The sequence below is a fragment of the Ruegeria sp. AN6 genome (assembly GCF_056540425.1).
Genome location: NZ_JBQFWR010000002.1, coordinates 14,975 through 31,559, shown reverse-complemented (window position 1 = coordinate 31,559; position 16,585 = coordinate 14,975). Strand labels below are relative to the sequence as shown.

17 protein-coding genes are annotated in these 16,585 nt (G+C 58.3%); 8 read left to right on the top strand and 9 right to left on the bottom strand.

What is annotated here, in order from left to right:
* Nucleotides 1–3: 3 nt before the first annotated feature.
* From ACR0MQ_RS04330 to ACR0MQ_RS04320, 3 genes are read right to left on the bottom strand one after another with little or no spacing between them, the layout of a single operon-like run.
* Entirely contained in the window at nucleotides 4–1,107 is a 1,104-nt protein-coding gene (locus ACR0MQ_RS04330) for an enolase C-terminal domain-like protein (RefSeq protein ID WP_170772646.1), read from the bottom strand.
* On the bottom strand, nucleotides 1,104–1,706 hold the full coding sequence (locus ACR0MQ_RS04325) for a dimethylsulfonioproprionate lyase family protein (RefSeq protein WP_480606220.1): 603 nt from the start codon (nucleotides 1,704–1,706) through the stop codon (nucleotides 1,104–1,106). Before ACR0MQ_RS04325 ends, ACR0MQ_RS04330 begins: the two co-directional genes overlap by 4 nt.
* Nucleotides 1,703–4,147: an FAD-dependent oxidoreductase gene (locus ACR0MQ_RS04320; protein WP_480606218.1), complete on the bottom strand. Its 2,445-nt coding sequence runs from the start codon at nucleotides 4,145–4,147 to the stop codon at nucleotides 1,703–1,705. Before ACR0MQ_RS04320 ends, ACR0MQ_RS04325 begins: the two co-directional genes overlap by 4 nt.
* Nucleotides 4,148–4,213: 66 nt before the next feature.
* On the opposite strand from ACR0MQ_RS04320, the gene ACR0MQ_RS04315 reads away from it, so the two are divergent.
* From ACR0MQ_RS04315 to ACR0MQ_RS04300, 4 genes are read left to right on the top strand one after another with little or no spacing between them, the layout of a single operon-like run.
* Nucleotides 4,214–5,101 (top strand): MurR/RpiR family transcriptional regulator, encoded by an 888-nt coding sequence (locus ACR0MQ_RS04315; protein ID WP_010441733.1) that lies wholly within the window; start codon nucleotides 4,214–4,216, stop codon nucleotides 5,099–5,101.
* Nucleotides 5,098–6,195 (top strand): aromatic ring-hydroxylating oxygenase subunit alpha, encoded by a 1,098-nt coding sequence (locus tag ACR0MQ_RS04310; RefSeq protein WP_170772651.1) that lies wholly within the window; start codon nucleotides 5,098–5,100, stop codon nucleotides 6,193–6,195. Before ACR0MQ_RS04315 ends, ACR0MQ_RS04310 begins: the two co-directional genes overlap by 4 nt.
* A 6-nt stretch (nucleotides 6,196–6,201) precedes the next feature.
* Entirely contained in the window at nucleotides 6,202–6,633 is a 432-nt protein-coding gene (locus tag ACR0MQ_RS04305; protein ID WP_170772653.1) for an aldehyde dehydrogenase family protein, read from the top strand.
* Nucleotides 6,620–7,000, top strand: coding sequence for a carboxymuconolactone decarboxylase family protein (locus ACR0MQ_RS04300; protein ID WP_010441730.1), 381 nt, complete (start codon nucleotides 6,620–6,622; stop codon nucleotides 6,998–7,000). The genes ACR0MQ_RS04305 and ACR0MQ_RS04300 overlap by 14 nt, the downstream gene beginning before the upstream one ends.
* 337 nt (nucleotides 7,001–7,337) lie before the next feature.
* Here the strand turns inward: ACR0MQ_RS04300 and ACR0MQ_RS04295 are convergent, their stop codons facing one another.
* A complete protein-coding gene (locus ACR0MQ_RS04295; protein ID WP_029621970.1) occupies nucleotides 7,338–7,787 on the bottom strand; it encodes a low molecular weight protein-tyrosine-phosphatase in 450 nt (149 codons plus the stop codon).
* Between the two features lie 28 nt (nucleotides 7,788–7,815).
* Between ACR0MQ_RS04295 and ACR0MQ_RS04290 the strand changes: the two genes are divergently transcribed.
* Entirely contained in the window at nucleotides 7,816–8,520 is a 705-nt protein-coding gene (locus ACR0MQ_RS04290; protein WP_480606215.1) for an NAD-dependent deacylase, read from the top strand.
* 61 nt (nucleotides 8,521–8,581) lie between these two features.
* Complete coding sequence (locus ACR0MQ_RS04285; protein ID WP_050806461.1) at nucleotides 8,582–9,190, top strand: HdeD family acid-resistance protein; 609 nt, start codon at nucleotides 8,582–8,584, stop codon at nucleotides 9,188–9,190.
* A 104-nt stretch (nucleotides 9,191–9,294) separates the two neighbouring features.
* Here the strand turns inward: ACR0MQ_RS04285 and ACR0MQ_RS04280 are convergent, their stop codons facing one another.
* From ACR0MQ_RS04280 to meaB, 5 genes are all read right to left on the bottom strand, one after another.
* A complete protein-coding gene (locus ACR0MQ_RS04280) occupies nucleotides 9,295–9,735 on the bottom strand; it encodes a copper chaperone PCu(A)C (RefSeq protein WP_010441726.1) in 441 nt (146 codons plus the stop codon).
* 45 nt (nucleotides 9,736–9,780) lie between these two features.
* Nucleotides 9,781–10,131 (bottom strand): hypothetical protein, encoded by a 351-nt coding sequence (locus tag ACR0MQ_RS04275; protein ID WP_010441725.1) that lies wholly within the window; start codon nucleotides 10,129–10,131, stop codon nucleotides 9,781–9,783.
* A 407-nt stretch (nucleotides 10,132–10,538) separates the two neighbouring features.
* Nucleotides 10,539–10,826, bottom strand: coding sequence for a 50S ribosomal protein L28 (rpmB, locus tag ACR0MQ_RS04270; RefSeq protein WP_008756960.1), 288 nt, complete (start codon nucleotides 10,824–10,826; stop codon nucleotides 10,539–10,541).
* A 119-nt stretch (nucleotides 10,827–10,945) separates the two neighbouring features.
* Nucleotides 10,946–12,139 carry a Hint domain-containing protein gene (locus tag ACR0MQ_RS04265; protein ID WP_480606211.1) on the bottom strand — a complete coding sequence of 398 codons (1,194 nt, stop codon included), beginning with the start codon at nucleotides 12,137–12,139 and terminating at the stop codon, nucleotides 10,946–10,948.
* A gap of 170 nt (nucleotides 12,140–12,309) precedes the next feature.
* Nucleotides 12,310–13,287: a methylmalonyl Co-A mutase-associated GTPase MeaB gene (gene meaB / locus ACR0MQ_RS04260; protein WP_170772670.1), complete on the bottom strand. Its 978-nt coding sequence runs from the start codon at nucleotides 13,285–13,287 to the stop codon at nucleotides 12,310–12,312.
* A gap of 120 nt (nucleotides 13,288–13,407) precedes the next feature.
* Between meaB and hrpB the strand changes: the two genes are divergently transcribed.
* The gene (hrpB, locus tag ACR0MQ_RS04255; protein WP_480606208.1) at nucleotides 13,408–15,846 is read left to right on the top strand and encodes an ATP-dependent helicase HrpB; all 2,439 of its coding nucleotides are present in this window, start codon (nucleotides 13,408–13,410) and stop codon (nucleotides 15,844–15,846) included.
* A gap of 203 nt (nucleotides 15,847–16,049) precedes the next feature.
* Nucleotides 16,050–16,508 (top strand): NUDIX hydrolase, encoded by a 459-nt coding sequence (locus ACR0MQ_RS04250; protein WP_170541471.1) that lies wholly within the window; start codon nucleotides 16,050–16,052, stop codon nucleotides 16,506–16,508.
* The last annotated feature ends 77 nt before the right edge of the window (nucleotides 16,509–16,585 follow it).

Genomic DNA, 16,585 nt, shown 5'->3' with positions numbered 1-16,585 from the left:
AGGTTAGTCCAGTTCAAGAATTGGGGTTCCAAGGATGTCCGGATCGGGCCTCACCCCAAGCCCGGGGCCTTCTGGTGGTGCGATACGACCATCCTTGCGGGACGGACAATCCGGCGCAATGCGTGGCCCTACATAGGACGACAGATCGCAGGTGTTCAGTAGGGCATCTCGCGGTGTCGAGGCGGCGAAATGCAGCGATGCGGCGGTGACGATGTCTGATCCCCAAGTGCATTCCGCGCAGATCTCAGCCCCCAGATGCACAGTCAGATCACGGGCGCGGCGCATCGCGGAAAGCCCTCCGAGTTTCGACAGTTTCAAGGCGACTGCGTCCAGCACACCAAGTTTGTGCGCGTGCATGAGCGACGCCAGATCATAGGCATTTTCGTCGATTTTCATAGGCAGGCCAGTTGCCTGTCTGACAGCTGCACAATCTTCCAGCGTTTTGCAGGGCTGCTCCAGCATAACATCCAGATGTGCCACCGCGCGTCCCGTCCGCGTGGCCTGAAGTTTTGTCGCCCCGCAGTTCCAGTCACCATAGACCAGTGGGCCGTCGCCCACGGCCTCGCGTACCTTGGCCAACCGTTCGGCATCTGCTTGCCAGTCGGCGTCGGCCCCAAGCTTGACCTGAAACTGTCGGATACCCGTCGCATAAGCTTCGCGGGCAATCCGCGCCATGTCGTCGGGCGCGATGCAGGTGATCGAGTGATAGAGCGGCATGTCAGCTTGGGTGCGGCCACCAAGCAGCGCGTAAAGGGGCTGCCCGCTCGCTCTGCCGAACAGATCCCACAACGCCATGTCGACGATAGATTTCGCATAGAAATGTCCTTGCAGGAACGCATCCAGTTTGCGCATTGGGGCATCAATGCCGAACGGTTCGACTCCGAGGATTTCGGGTGCCATTTCCTCGATCGCACCGGGGACACCATTGGCGAAGGCGGGCAGGTAATGCGGGATGGGGCAGACCTCGCCCCAGCCTTTCTTTCCGTTATCGGTCTCCAGACACAGGACATGGCTTTTGACCGTGTCGCAGGTCTTGCCCTCGGCCATGTAGTAGGTCTCATGGCTGGTCAGATCGACAGACCACAACGAAATGCGAGAGATTTTCATGATATGTCATTTCCATCAGTCAGTTGCGGCCCGGACTCGAACTGATTGCGCCAGAATACCAGACATAGAACCGAGTCTGCGCCCGTCGTCATCGCGTGAGGCTGGTTAGAGGCGTGGAACGCAGTGTCGCCAGAGCTCAGCCAGCGCTTAGCTTGTCCGGCACGTAGGAACTCTGCCTGCCCGGCAAGCACTATATAAAGCTCTTCCGCGGGGTGATGATGCCACGGATAGTGCAGATGTGGCGGCATATAAACCAGCCAGACACGGAGTTGGTCTGATGCAAAGCCGCCCTGATCGCCGACCAGACAGAAGCAGCCAAACCGATCCATGAAATGATCGCCTATCCCGCTATCTCGATAATGCTCGAGCCAGTGCGCATCGCAGGCAAGCGCAAGCACAGCGTCACACAAGGTCGAGACTGTCCCAGACCGCAACGCTTGGTCAGTTGCCAGCAAATCAAGCGGAGGCAAGGCCCGCGCTGTGACCTTTTGTGGCACAAGATCAGTCGGAAATGAACTGAACTCCGCAAGAGAGGGGTGGGTACGAAAGCAGCGGACAAGCTCGGCTGCTGCGTGTTTCCAGAACTGTGCTTGTGTCACGCGATCTCCCTTGCGTCGGTTCTGGGCTTTTCGGATTTGGGATCGTAGGCGGGATCGCCCAGCACACGGGCTGCGCGGCGGATGCCGTGGATCACCACTTCAAGCGCCGTGCCGGGATTGGCGGCGTGAGGTTTGACATAGGCAAAGGCCAAAATCTTCCCTACTGTTGGGCCAAAGGCCACGGACGCTGTGGATCCGACCACCTGCCCGTTCAAAATCACCGCCTCTCCGCCGTGGCCGTCCGCTTTACCGTCGGGCTCGATTTCCAGATAGGCGCAGACCCACGGCAAGTCTGTGTTCAGCGTCTTGTCCCGGCCCAGAAATTCCTTGTCCGTCTGGGCAAAGCGCAGCACGTCGGCCTCGGCCAGTGTGACCTCGTTGGTCAATTCGCCGGCGCCCTTGAAGCCCTTCTCCATACGCATCGCATTCATCGCGAAGCTGCCGTAATCGGCAATGCCGTGTATCTCACCCGCAGCCCACAGCGTAGTGTAGACATCAAGGCTGGCGTCATTGGGCATGTGGAATTCCCAACCGAGCTCGCCCGCGTAAGACATACGGAATACCCAGACATTGTGACCTGCAACCGTGATTTCTTGCGCAGACAGCCAGCGGAACCCGGCGTTGGACAAGTCGGCATCGGTGCAAGCGGCCAACACGTCACGCGACTTGGGACCGTTCAGGGACAGTGCACTCCACTCAGACGACAGGGCCGTTATCGTCACATCTTCCTCTGCACGTTGATGGTTCAAGTGGTCCAGCAGGCGTTGTTCGAAGAAAGCGGCGCAGACCAGATAGAAGCTGTCTTCAGCCATCCGCACAATCGTCGTTTCCAGCTCGATCCGGCCAGCGCGGTTCAGCATGTAGGTCAGGGTGATCGAGCTGATCTTCTGCGGCATTCGGTTGGCGGTCAGCCGGTCCAGCAATGCGTATGCATCCGGCCCTTCGACCAGCACCTTTGCGAAGGCGGTAACATCCATGATGCCGACGCCGGTGCGCACCGCATTCACCTCGGCCGCGACCATATCGTCGACGGGGGAACGGTTGAAGGAATAGTGGTCGCACTGTTCGATCCCCTTGGCGAAAAAGCGTGGACGTTCAAAGCCATAGACCTCTTCATGCACGGCACCTTTGCTTTTCAGAAGATCGTGCACGGGGGACGGCTTGATCGGGCGTCCAGCCAGACGGTTGAAATGTGGGAAGGGGATTTCGTGGCGCAGGCAGTAATCCTCTTCGGCCTTCACTACCTGCCAGTCCTTCGTGGCATAACTGCCAAACCGGCGCGGGTCGAATTCGCGCATCGAAATGTCGGCCGCCCCATGCACCATCCAGCGCGCCAGCTCGCGGGTCAGGCCGGGCCCCCATCCAATGCCGATCTGAGTGCCGCAGCAGCACCAGTAATTGCGCACACCGGGTGCCGGGCCGATCAGCGGGTTGCCGTCTGGGGGATGGCTGATCGCGCCGTGCACCACGCGTTGAATGCCCAGATCGGCAAAGATCGGCATCCGGTTCAGGCTTTCTTCCAAATACGGCATGACACGGTCATAATCCGCGTCAAACAGCCAATTCTCGTAATGCCATGGGCATTCATCGTGCCAGACCGAGTTCGGGTTTTCTTTCTCGTAAATCCCGATCAGGCCCTTCTTTTGCTCCATCCGGATATAGCCCGAAACTTTCTTGTCGTCGCGAATGACGGGCAGTTCTACGTCGAGACCCTGGAATTCGGGCACCTCGTCGGTCACGAAGTAATGGTGCGTCATCGAGGTCATGGGCAATTGCAGCCCCGACCATTCGCCCATCTGCCGCGCATAGGTGCCGCCGGCGTTGACGACATGCTCGCAGGTGATTGTGCCTTTCTCTGTCTCAACGACCCATTCGCCATTGTCAGCTTGCGTGATGTTGGTGGCGCGGCATTGGCGGATGATACACACGCCCATTTGACGGGCCCCGGCGGCCATCGCCATCGTGACATTCGTCGGGTCCACGTGACCGTCATCCGGCGTGTGAAGTGCGCCCAGAACACCACTGAGGTTATAGAACGGGTGCAACTCGGCCACCTTTTCCGGCCCAACCAGTTCGATGTTGAAACCCAGCGAACGACCCACCGATAGCGTATGGCGCAACCAGTCCATTTCGTCTTCCGTATAGGCTAGGCGAAACGACCCGCAGCCGTGCCATGTCACCGGCTGGCCTGTTTCCGCTTCCAATCCACCGGAATAGAGGCCGATATTATAGTCCACGCACTTCCCCAACCCAAAGGACGAGGTCGAATGTGTGATCTGTCCGGCGGCGTGCCATGTGCTGCCCGAGGTCAGCTCGGCCTTTTCAAGCAACACCGTTTCCTCACCCCAGCCTTCATGCCCAAGATGATAGGCCAGCCCGACGCCCATGATGCCTCCGCCGACGATGACCACGCGTGCGTGGGATGGAAACTCACTTGCCACGACAACATCCTTTTCGAGTCGTTTTCCTCTCGACAGGCTAAGCAAACAAAAATACCATCGTCAATCATGAATGGGACAAATGTATCAAATACGATTCTCGAGCGTCTGGCCGATGAGCTTTCCGAGCTGACGCCCGAGGCACGCAAGGCGGCAACCTATGTCTTGGAAAACCCCCGTGATGTGGGGGTATCGACGGTGCGCGAAATCGCAGAGGCTGCGAATGTCAAACCCAACACCGTCGTGCGCATGGCCCGTCAGGTCGGGTTCGAAGGCTACGAAGATTTCCGCGCGCCCTTCCGCGATGCCATCCGACGCGGCGCCGCCGACTTCCCGGACCGCGCGCGCTGGCTTCAGGACATTCGCAAATCGGACGATCTGGGCGGGCTGTATGCCGACATAGTGCAGGACGTGCTGCGCAACGTCGAAGAGACCTTTGCGGGTATCTTGACCGACGACCTGAAGACGGCGGCCGAGGCGATCTGGGCCTCGCGCAATGTGTTTACCCTTGGCGTGGGCGTCAACAACTCGATCGCGCGCAATTTCACCTATCTGGCCTCGACCGGTATGAAGGAGTTTCACGCCATCCCGCGTCCGGGCTCGACCCCTGTCGATGATCTGGCGTGGGCAGATGAAAGTGACGTGCTGATCGCGATCACCTGCAAACCCTACCGGTCCGAAGTGGTCAAAGCCGTCGAGATAGCGCGCGAACAGGGCATGGTCATCGTCGCTCTGTCCGACAGTCCCGCCAGCCCGATCCTGCGTCTGGCCGATCATGACTTCGTGGTATCGGTCGATACACCGCAATTCTTCCCGTCCTCGGTCAGCATCATCGCGCTGCTCGAGACACTTTTGTCATTCGTCATCGCCGTTGCCAGCGACGAGATCGTCGAACGGGTCGAGAAATTCCACAACCGTCGCCACCAGCTGGGACTGTATCACGAGGAGAAGACATGACCGAACCCATCAGGTCTTTGGCCGCGCGTTATTACACCGATCCCGATATTTATGCGCAAGAAATGTCCGGCCTGCTTGCCCGGACATGGCAATTCGCGGGCCATGTCAGCCAGCTTCCCAATGTCGGTGACTATTTCACTTTTGAAATTGCGGGCCAAAGCCTATTCTCGATCCGTGGCCGGGACCAAGTGATCCGCACCTTCTATAACGTCTGCCAACACCGCGCCCACGAAATGGTCACCGGGACTGGTAACACTCGTGTGGTGGTCTGCCCCTATCATGCCTGGACCTACGAACTGACTGGACATTTGCGCGCGGGTCCGAACATCAAATCCGTTCCGGGCTTTGACCGCTCTGAGATCTGCCTGACCGAAGTCCGGACCGAAGATTTCCATGGCTTTCTTTTCGTCAACCTCGATGACGATGCGGCGCCGATGGACGATTGGTTCCCCGGTGTCCGTGAAGAGATCGCCGAATTCGTTCCCAATGTCGTCAGGCTTGCCCCTCTGGAATGGGTCGAGGTGCCTGAGAACTGCAACTGGAAGGTCTCGGTCGAGAATTACTCAGAGTGCTACCACTGTCCCATTAACCACGCGACTTTCGCCGAGGGTGTAATCAAGCCGGAAACCTATGACATCCAACCGGATGCGGACGGCGGATATGTTCTGCGCCATACGACCGAATGTCAGCCAATGGAAAAGATGACCTATCCCGTGGACATGTCGGTGCCCCATGCAGGGGATTACCAGAGCTGGTTCCTATGGCCCATGTTCTCATTCCAATGCTATCCGGGCAATGTTCTGAACACCTACCACTGGCGTGCCCACGGCCATGAAAACTGCACCGTCTGGCGCGGCTGGTTTACGCCGGAAGGTGCTGAAAGTGAGGTAATCCGGGGCCTTGCAGCTCAAGATCGCGAAACAACAGTAAAAGAGGACATCCACCTCGTGGAAAGCGTGCAGCGTGGGTTGAAATCTCGTGGTTATCGCCCCGGTCCCCTTGTGCTGGACCCCAACTGCGGGGTCAGTTCAGAGCATTCCATCGCTGCATTGCAGCGCTGGATGCGCGAGGCCGTAGATGGTCAAGAACATTAATGCACAATGCACCAACATATTGATCAATCTGTGATGAAGGCCTATCGGCTAAGCTACATTGATGGCGCGTTAGTCAACGGCAGAGCCAGCCAGTTCCATGCGTTGAACCCTGGCACCGACGAAAAGCTGGCCGAGTGTGCACTTACGGATGCGGGTGAGGTTGTCAGCGCCGATATGGCTGCAAAACGCGCGCATCTATCAGGTGCCTTGTCCGATCTGCGCCCAATCGAACATGGTCACATGGTACAGGCCATGGGCGGCTATATGCTGACCCAAATTATTGCCAATGGCACATCTTATAGTTGGTCGGCGGTGTTTTCACCTGCAACCTCGACTGCGCCACGACGCCGCCCCCCAGATGCGCGAAGCCTTGTGGAACTATGTACAAACCAAAAACGTCGCCATCAAACTGAAGGACTAGACCATGAGCGTATTTGACGAAGATCTGTTTCTGAAAGGGCTCGAACAGCGCAAAACTACGCTGGGGGCTGAATATGTCGAAAAGAACTTGGCTACAGCAGATGATTTCACTCGCCCGTTTCAGGAGGCCATGACCGCGTGGTGTTGGGGCTTTGGCTGGGGGGATGACGTGATCGACGCAAAGACCCGGTCGATGATGAACCTCTCGATGATTGGCGCACTAGGCAAAATGACTGAATGGGAGACCCACTGCCGCGGGGCCATCAATAATGGCGTCACCAAAGAAGAAATCCGAGCAATCGTTCACGTGATTGGAATTTATTGCGGCGTGCCGCAGGCGTTGGAGTGCTTCCGTGTGGCCAAGAAGGTGCTGGAAGAGAGTTAGAAGGCGCGAGCGCTCAACCTTACACTGGCGGTCTCGCACCACAACGCCGCATCACTCAAACATAGTGGTCCTATTCTATACCGGTGTGTGGCCCCTCTTTGCTCCGGGATTGATATCCGACGAACCAACAATTCTGTTGATTCAAGGGGAAGGTCTAATGGACGTACACTTTCACCCGGACGAATAGAACCAAGATTCAAAAGGAGGGGTACATGCCCCTCCATATTTGTTGCTCACCTCGGTTCGGACATTGGTGCGCAGTACAGCATCGATCTAGATGAGCTCTGCGCAGGCATCGGTGCGTTCAGTGCCCTGAATGCAGGGCGTACTCCAGCTTCTATAGCTCAGCGCTCAGGTACGCCTGCAAGCCCTCAACAGCAATTTCGATCAGGTCCAGCGCTCCATCGAAATCGCGGGTATAATACGGATCGGGCACGTGATCGGCACCGGAATGTGGCGCGAAATCGGTTAGCAGGCGGACAGGAGTATCGCTGCCATCGGGGCGCAGGTCTTCGATATTGGCGATATTGTCCGCATCCATACCGATGATCAGATCGAAGCGGTGGAAATCCTCGGCCACGAACTGGCGGGCGCGCAGGTCGCTGAGGTTAATATCGCGGGCGCGGGCGGCTTTTTGCATTGGGCCATAGGGCGGATCACCGATATGCCAACCCGATGTTCCGGCGCTGTCGGTTTGGTGATGGCGCGCGCGGGCGCGAAAAACGCCCTCGGCTGCCGGAGAGCGGCAGATATTGCCCAGGCAGACGAAAAGGATACGGTGTGTCATGGGAATGGGTGTAGCGCGTGCGGCGGCCATGGAAAAGATCGTCATTCTGACTGGAGCCGGAATTTCCGCCGAAAGCGGGCTGGGCACGTTCCGCGACGAAGGCGGCCTGTGGGCGCAGCACCGGATCGAGGATGTCGCAACGCCCGAAGGATTCGTCCGCAATCCGGCACTGGTGCATGGGTTTTACAATGCCCGCCGGGTGCAGGCCGCCAAGGCACAGCCCAATGCCGCACATCGGGCGCTTGCCCGGCTGCAGAAGCGATGGCCCGGCGGAGTGGTCATCGTCACGCAGAATGTCGACAGCCTGCATGAGGCAGGCGGGGCTGCACGGGTGCTCCATATGCATGGCACGCTGGCCGGTGCCCTATGTGGAGTTTGCGGGCACCGCTGGACCTCGCCACCCGAGATGGAGGTACACGAGCCTTGCCCAGCCTGCTTTCAACCGACGGCCCGACCCGATGTGGTGTGGTTTGGTGAGATGCCCTATTTTATGGATGAAATTTACGATCACCTGGCTGAAGCCGCACTGTTCGCCTCAATCGGCACTTCAGGTCAGGTTTATCCGGCGGCAGGTTTTGCGCAAGAGGCACGGGCCGGAGGTGCGCGAACGATAGAATTGAACCTTGAACCTTCCTCTGGGGCGTCCGTCTTTGATGAGACTCACCTCGGGCCTGCTACCGAGGTGATCCCGCGTTGGGTCAATGAAATGTTGGTACGGGGCCGCACGCGATAGGGGCAGACAGAGCAGCGCTTTCGCGTCTATGGTGCTGAAAACAATAATGCTGAGTGAGTTCATGACAGATCTACCACCCAAAGACGGAGAAATCCTTGACGATAGCAGCATCAACGCGCGTGACACCTTAAGCGAGAATCTTGCCAACCTGTGGTGGACCTTCTTGCTGCGCGGAATTCTGGCCGGTCTGATCGGGATTGCGGCGCTGTTCTGGCCCACCAGCAGTATCTCAGTATTGCTGCGGCTGGTGGGGGCGCTGCTTATTCTGGATGGTGCGCTCACTTGGCTTGGGTTTGGGCGACGTGGGCTGGTTGGAGGCTTTGGCATCGGTGCTGCTCTGATCGGATTGATACTATTGATCTGGCCACAGGGAGTGGCGTGGCTGGCATTTACGCTGATGGGGGCGATGGCGTTATTCGTGGCCATAGGCTCCTTCATGGCCCTGCCTCAGATGCACCCACAGGATCCCGAGCGTGCAACGGTGCGAAATTCAGGTATCTTTGCCCTCATCATCGGGCTGGTGCTTATATTCTGGCCCGGCAGCGGAATGGTGGCTTTGGGTTGGGCAATTGCTTTCTTTGCGTTGACCTCAGCCATCGTGATGTTCTTTCTGGCCGCACGGTTCAAAAATGCAGGTGATCGGTTGGGAATGAAAACTGTCAACCGCTAGCAATATAGGCCGGGCATTGTCCGGCCTAATGCCTTGATGATGGCTGATGAAACGGCGGATTAGTTCGAATGCGAGTGGTCGCGTGAGCCGTGCCCGCCCTGATCCTACCGCTCCAAATCTACCGGGATTTCTACAACAACCTCTCCGGCCTGTTCAAAAATCAGCGTCACCGGCACAGAAGATCCCTGTTCAAATGGCGCATTGAGTCCCATGAACATGACATGGTCACCGCCACGTTTCAGCAGGTGGGCTTCACCTGCCGGTATGGAAAATCCTTCCTCGACATGGATCATCTGGGCAACGCCGTTTTCATCAACCTTGTGGGTGTGAAGCTCTACACGCCCTGCCACATCTGATTTGACGCCGATCAGGCGGTCATCGGTATCGCTGTGGTTTTCGATTACCATGAAGGCGGCACCGGCCTTGGCGGATTTACCTGAGGACCGCGCGTAGGCATCGTCAACAACGATAGCATCGGCAGCCATGGCGCCTGAGGTGAATGAAAGCGCAGCCAAAGTTGCGAGCAAAGTGGATTTGAGGGTCATTGCGACTCTCCTTACGTAAATTTCTGATTTTGTTAGATGTCTAATTCAGACAGAGATCGGAGGAGCGCGGGCAGGATGCCGTGGCAAGGGGGCCGAAATCAAATCCGCCGAGCGTAGTGGTGGAGCGGGCAACGCCCTGGACGGAGCCAAAGGCAGGGCAGCGCGCGCATCGTGCACAGCGCCCAGCAGGCTAAGCGCATAGTCCGGACAGTAATGCGGCGCACGTGTCGGTTGACCCTCGTCATCCATATACACAACCACAGGCCCGGTTCCGGTGCACAGAACCATCTGCCCCACCGCACGATCAATGCCGCGCGATGCAGCAAGGCCCTGCCCCGTGACAAGTACGAGCAGGGACAGCGCATAAGGCAGTATCTGGCGGAAAAAGTCTTTCATCCTAGCCCGAGATATACGCCTGAGTTTCTATCCGCTACAAGCGAGAAGGCCAGGCTGAGACAGAATGGCCCGGTTCAGGATTTGGGTGGTTTTGCCGGGTCGGCGTTCATACTCGTATGTAGTCGATTCACCCGGCGTTGCATCCGCGTGCATCGAACCACTGCCGCCGCAAGTGAAGCTGGCACGAAAGACAATAAATTTGTTACTCGAAACAGCATGATGACCCCCCAAAATCAACAATATGCATATACATATATTGATTTCATCAAGACTTCTGTGAACAAAGTCACGGAAAGGCTCGCTTTGTTAGCTTTTTAAAAACAATGGACAGGATCATTGCAATCATCACCGACAAAAAAGCCCCGCATCCAAGGATGCAGGGCTGAATACTTTTGTGTCGGCAAGACTTACGCCGAAGCTTGCGCTTTGGCGATTTCTTTCTTCACTTTCAAGGCGTTCGCCGACAGTTCGTCATCCTTGGCTTTCGCCAGAAATGCATCCAGACCACCGCGGTGGTCTACCGAGCGCAGGGCTGCCGCCGAGATGCGCAGCTTTACGCCGCGGCCCAGGGTTTCCGACTGCAGGGTAACGTCGTTCAGGTTGGGCAGAAAACGACGACGAGTTCTGTTTTTGGCGTGGCTGACATTATTGCCAGTCATCGGGCCTTTTCCGGTCAGTTCGCAACGGCGCGACATGGTTTCTTCCTTTGTTTCTGGAGGCCGGGTACAAGACCCTCGGCCAAATCACAAGGGGCGCAACCCGAAGTCGCGCCCGAAAACTGGTTGGATGCGTGTAGTGGGAATCACGCGAAGGGTCAAGACGGGTGCGGCGAAATCTTTATACCGAAGTCGTTTTCCATTGTGGCGCCAGCTTCCGACCGCTGCAATAGAGGTTTGTTGTTCTTCAGATGGCGCGAGATCAACTGTGTCTGCAATCGCCCACGCGGGATCAGGCGGGCCGGATCGGTGCGATAATCTAGTTCGGCCAACTCCGGGAAGATTTCGAATACTTCACGTTTCGCCGCAACACTAAGAGATTTTAACGCTTCGCGGCCGGTATAAAGGCTTTCGGTCGGGGTGTTTTCAGCAAAAATCACTTGATGGCGATCAAACAGCAGGTGAAAATACTCAACGCATTCCACACTTTCATCAACGTAGATATCCGGCATCGCAGTGAGTTTGATTGCCGGAATCAGAACCTCGGTCGTGCCAAACATGCGTTGGGCGATCTTTGAGTGCACCAGCATCCGGTGCTGGCGCGAGACCAGCAGATCACGATACGGCAACCCCTCGCCCAATGAGCCTGCAAGGATGCGCACGGGCCAGAGTCTGGGGTTGGCCTCAAGCTGGGGGCGGTCAAATTCGCGCCGTCCGATCCAGCGGATCGGGTGCAGGCCCTGCCCCAGCGTGGGGATCAGGTCACCGGTGCGCAGCGACTGGATCGGTGTTTGGCCGTGCTGCGTCGTGATCAATGTATCGCGCGTGAAACAGGGCATGCCTGACCCGTTCTCGAACGCCGAATAGGTGACAGTTATTCCGGATGGCAGAGTGAATGTGCCGCTTGAGATTGAATATCCAACCCCGTCTACGACCGTAATCACCCCGAATGTATCGTCCGTGATAACAGTGCCCTCAGGCAGGTTCAGCGTGTCGGTTCCGCTGCCGCCGCGAATGTCGCCTGTCACCGTGGTGCTGATGAGATTCAGCGTGTCATTGCCGCCGCCGAGCCGGATATTGCCCACGGTTGACCCGCTGACATCAACCGTGTCCGCATCGGACCCGCTGGCGATGCGCCCGCCAACCGTGCTGTTGGTGACTGTGATCGTGTCGATACCTGCGTTGCCCAGGACATTGTTGGCAATGGTACTATCGGTGATGGTGATATCGTCATTGCCGCCACGGCCCCGGATATTATCAATCGGTGTCCCCTGCGGCGTGCCATTCAACGTACCGTTGTCATTTGTGACATCGATATCGTCATCGCCGTTGGTGCCATTGATATTGGGCATTCTGACGTGTCCCGTTCCTCGGAGCATCCAGGCACGATCCGAGCTGATCAAGCCCTTTCTCAACCCGGTTCAAACGCAGCAACTCACACTCAAACACAGCAATATATGCAACGATAATACACTATTAGCGGTCAGCGCACCAGCCGCGCGCACATCAATCCGCCAGAGTGTTACGTGTTGGACAGTCCGGCGAGGATTTGTTCGGCCGCCGCCGACGGGCTCAGGCGGCCTGCGCTGACCTGCGTGCCCAGTTCGCTCATCCGGTCGCGCATCTGTGGCGTTTCGAGACGCGCTAGCAAGGCGTGGCGTACCTCTTGTTTGAACCAGTATTGCGCCTGTGTAGCTCGGTTCGACGCCCAATGCCCGGCGTCGCGCCGCCAAGTGGTCAGGGTCTGCATCTCGTCCCAGGCCTGTTCCAACCCGTGCTCTTCAACTGCTGAAACGGTCATGGCCTTGGGGAACCCTTCGGGGTCTTGCGGGCGTTTGCGCAGCAGACGCAGCGCGCCCGCATAATCGGCGCAGGTGCGGGTGGCAGTCGCTTTCAGGTCGCCATCAGCCTTGTTGATCAGAATCATGTCGGCCATTTCCATGATGCCGCGCTTGACGCCCTGCAACTCATCACCGCCCGCCGGGGCCAGCAGCAGCAGGAACAGGTCAGACATCTCGGCCACCACGGTTTCCGATTGACCCACACCCACGGTTTCAATCAGCACGACATCGAAACCCGCCGCCTCGCAGAGTGCGATCGCTTCGCGCGTGCGGCGCGCCACACCACCAAGATGGCTCTGGCTGGGTGATGGGCGGATAAAGGCGTTTTTCTCGCGGCTCAGCCGCTCCATGCGGGTCTTGTCGCCTAGAATCGAGCCGCCCGAACGGGCCGAACTGGGGTCAACAGCCAGAACCGCAACGCGCAGCCCCTGCCCCGTCAGCATCATGCCGAAGCTTTCGATAAAGGTCGATTTGCCGACACCCGGCGTGCCCGACAGGCCGATCCGCAGCGCCTGACGTCTGGCGTCGCTCAATTGATCCAGCAGTGCGGTTGCCTGCGCCCGATGATCTTCACGCCCGCTTTCGACCAGCGTGATCGCACGGGCCAGTGCCCTGCGCTCCCCGTTCAAGATCCTGTCGCCAAGCTCGGCAATGTTCATCGGTCAGTCCCCGGCTGGAATTTGCCATAGATGAGAGGGGATGACCCGGTTTGTCCAGCCCCAACCGGGGCCGAGATGGGCGATGCTGGACCTTGGCCGACGCTTTGGCGATAAGGCGATATGACCCGGTTGCCCATTGATGACGCCATCCCTGACCTTCTGAACGCCTTGCAAATGCATGGGCGCGCGGTACTGCAGGCGCCTCCGGGTGCGGGTAAAACGACCCGCGTGCCGCTTGAGATGCTGCATGCAGGCCTTGGCGATGGTCGAATCGTGATGCTTGAGCCGCGTCGACTGGCCGCGCGGACCGCTGCAGAGCGCATGGCTGAGACTCTGGGTGAACCTGTGGGTCAGACAGTCGGCTACCGCGTACGCGGTGATACGAAAGTTTCAAATTCCACACAGATCGAAGTGGTGACCGAGGGCATTTTGACCCGCATGCTGCAATCCGAACCGGATTTACCAGGCGTTGGGGCAGTAATTTTCGATGAATTCCACGAGCGCTCGCTGAACGCCGATCTGGGGCTGGCCTTATGCCTTGAGGTGGCAGGAGCGCTTCGGGACGATCTTATCCTGCTTGCAATGTCTGCGACACTGGATGCCGAACCGGTGGGGCGGCTGATGGATGCGCCGCTCATCACTTCCGAGGGGCGCAGCTATCCGGTTGAAACCCGTTGGCTTGACCGACCTCTGGGTGCGCAGGCTCGACGCTTGGATGCGCTTGTTGATCTGGTTGTGCAGGCCGAACGGAAAACTACAGGTGGAATGCTGGTTTTCCTGCCCGGCGAAGGGGAAATCAGGCGCGCCGAGGCTGCTTTGACGCTCCGCCTGCCCAACGACTGCACGGTGCACCCTCTTTTTGGTGCCCTGCCATTTGCCGCCCAACGCGCAGCAATTGCGCCAGTGACGACAGGCCGCAAGGTCGTGCTGGCGACATCGATTGCTGAGACCTCGTTGACCATACGCGATATCCGCGTGGTGGTGGATATGGGCCAAGCGCGCCGCGCACGGTTCGATCCGGGTTCTGGCATGTCGCGGCTGGTGACCGAACGGGTAACACGGGCCGAGGCCACTCAACGTGCGGGCCGTGCAGGCCGGGTAGCCGAAGGCGTGTGCTATCGGCTGTGGTCCAAGGGCGAAGAAGGCGCGCTGCTCGCATACCCACCCGCTGAAATCGAAGCTGCCGACTTGACCGGAATGGCGCTGGAACTCGCGCTCTGGGGCGCGGAGCCGGGTGATCTTGCGTTCCTGACTTCGCCACCTGAGGGCGCATTGACCGAGGCACGATCCTTGCTAACCATGCTCGGCGCCTTGGACAGCAAGGGCCGGATTACGGAACACGGGCGCGCGTTGGCTGCGTTGCCGCTGCATCCACGTCTCGCGCATATGTTGGTGCGTGCGGGCCGCGAGGCCGCCCCCTTGGCGGCGCTGATGGCAGATCGAGATCCACTGCGTGGCGCGCCTGTAGATCTGTCGTTGCGGCTCGAGGCGTTGCGGGATATCCGCAAGTTTCGGCACAATCGCGTCTGGCAAGTTAACGAGGGCGCGCTGGACCGGATCAATACCGAGGGAAAACGATTGCGTGCGCAAGCGGAGGGCTCTGGCGATCTGAGCCCTGCGGCGACGGCAGCCTTGGCCTATCCGGACCGCATCGCGCAGCGCCGCAGGGGTGATACCCCCCGCTATGTACTCTCGGGCGGTAAGGGCGTGGTGCTGGAGGCTGACGACACCTTGGCAACAGCTCCTTATCTGGTGGTCACCGACACAGACGGCAACCCGCGCGAGGCCCGCGTACGCATGGCCGCGCAGATTTCCGAGGGCGAAATCCGCGATTTATTCGGCGATCAGATTGAATGGCTCGATAGTTGCGAATGGTCCAAGCGCGAACGCCGTGTCGTGGCCCGACGGCAGGAACGCTTCGGGGCGATCACCCTGGATGACCGAATTTGGAAAGACGTACCCGAGGACGCTGTGGCTCAGGCAATGCTGGTCGGGGTGCGTGATCTGGGAATACGGCTTCAGGGGGCCTCGGCAAGGTTGGCAGCGCGGGTCGAGTTGGTTCGAGCTGAAGGTGTTGACCTACCCGATTGTTCGGAAGGGGGTCTTTTGGACGCGCTGGAGGACTGGCTGCTGCCTACGCTCTCGGGCGTACGCAGCGCCGAAGACTGGAAGCGTTTTGACCTGTTACCAGCACTGCGCGCCCGGCTGGATTGGGCACAGACGCAAGAGCTGGACCGCCGCGCGCCAGGGTCGTTTGTAACTCCGCTGGGACGCAAGCTGCCAATCGACTATGGCGGTGCGGTGCCCGAGATTTCGGTGCGATTGCAAGAGGTGTTCGGCGTGACCCAACACCCGGTGATCGGTGGTGAGCCCTTAAAGATCACACTACTGTCACCGGCGCAGAGACCGATCCAAATCACCCGCGATCTACCGGGGTTTTGGGCTGGGTCTTATGCGGACGTGCGCAAGGATATGCGGGCGCAATATCCCAAACATCCCTGGCCTGAAGATCCAACACGGGCCGACCCGACCCTGCGTGCGAAACGCCGAAAGACCTGAGGTCGAACTCGAAATTCATGTGAAATTCAAAAATCTATCCTGAATTCGCCCCATAAAACGGCAAAAACACACATAATGAACTGCAATTCGGCCAAAATTGCTCAACAAGGTAGGGACGTATTGTTTAATCTGCGGTACATAATTATGTAATCTTTTCTGACAACATTGAGAGACGCCCATTTAAACGTCCAATAAGGCCGAGCATGACGAAATGGATACGCAACATCTGGGAAGAGGTCGCGCGACCGTTATTCCAGCGCCCAAACCGGGTGCAGGTTGCGGCGCTATGCACGCGGGGCACAGAGACCGGCGATGATGTATTACTGATCACCAGCCGCGGAACCGGACGTTGGATTATTCCAAAAGGCTGGCCCATTGATGGCCTTAACGGCCCCGAGACTGCGTTGCAGGAAGCATGGGAGGAAGCTGGCGTTCAGGCGACGGATGTACCGAAGGAACCGATCGGCCAATACTCTTATGACAAGACATTGAACGACGGCACGGCGCAGCATGTGGTCACCAGCGTGTATCGTGTTCAGGTGACGAATCTGGCCGACGACTATCCTGAGGCCAATCAACGCGAACGCTGCTGGGTTTCACCCAAAGTGGCGGCTGGACGGGTGCAGGAGCCTGAATTGCGTGATCTGCTGCTGCAAATGTAACAATTACGTATATTTCTCATGACAAAGGTTGCCGCTTTCGACGGAACAGGGTAGCGGCGGGCGTCAAATCGAACGGC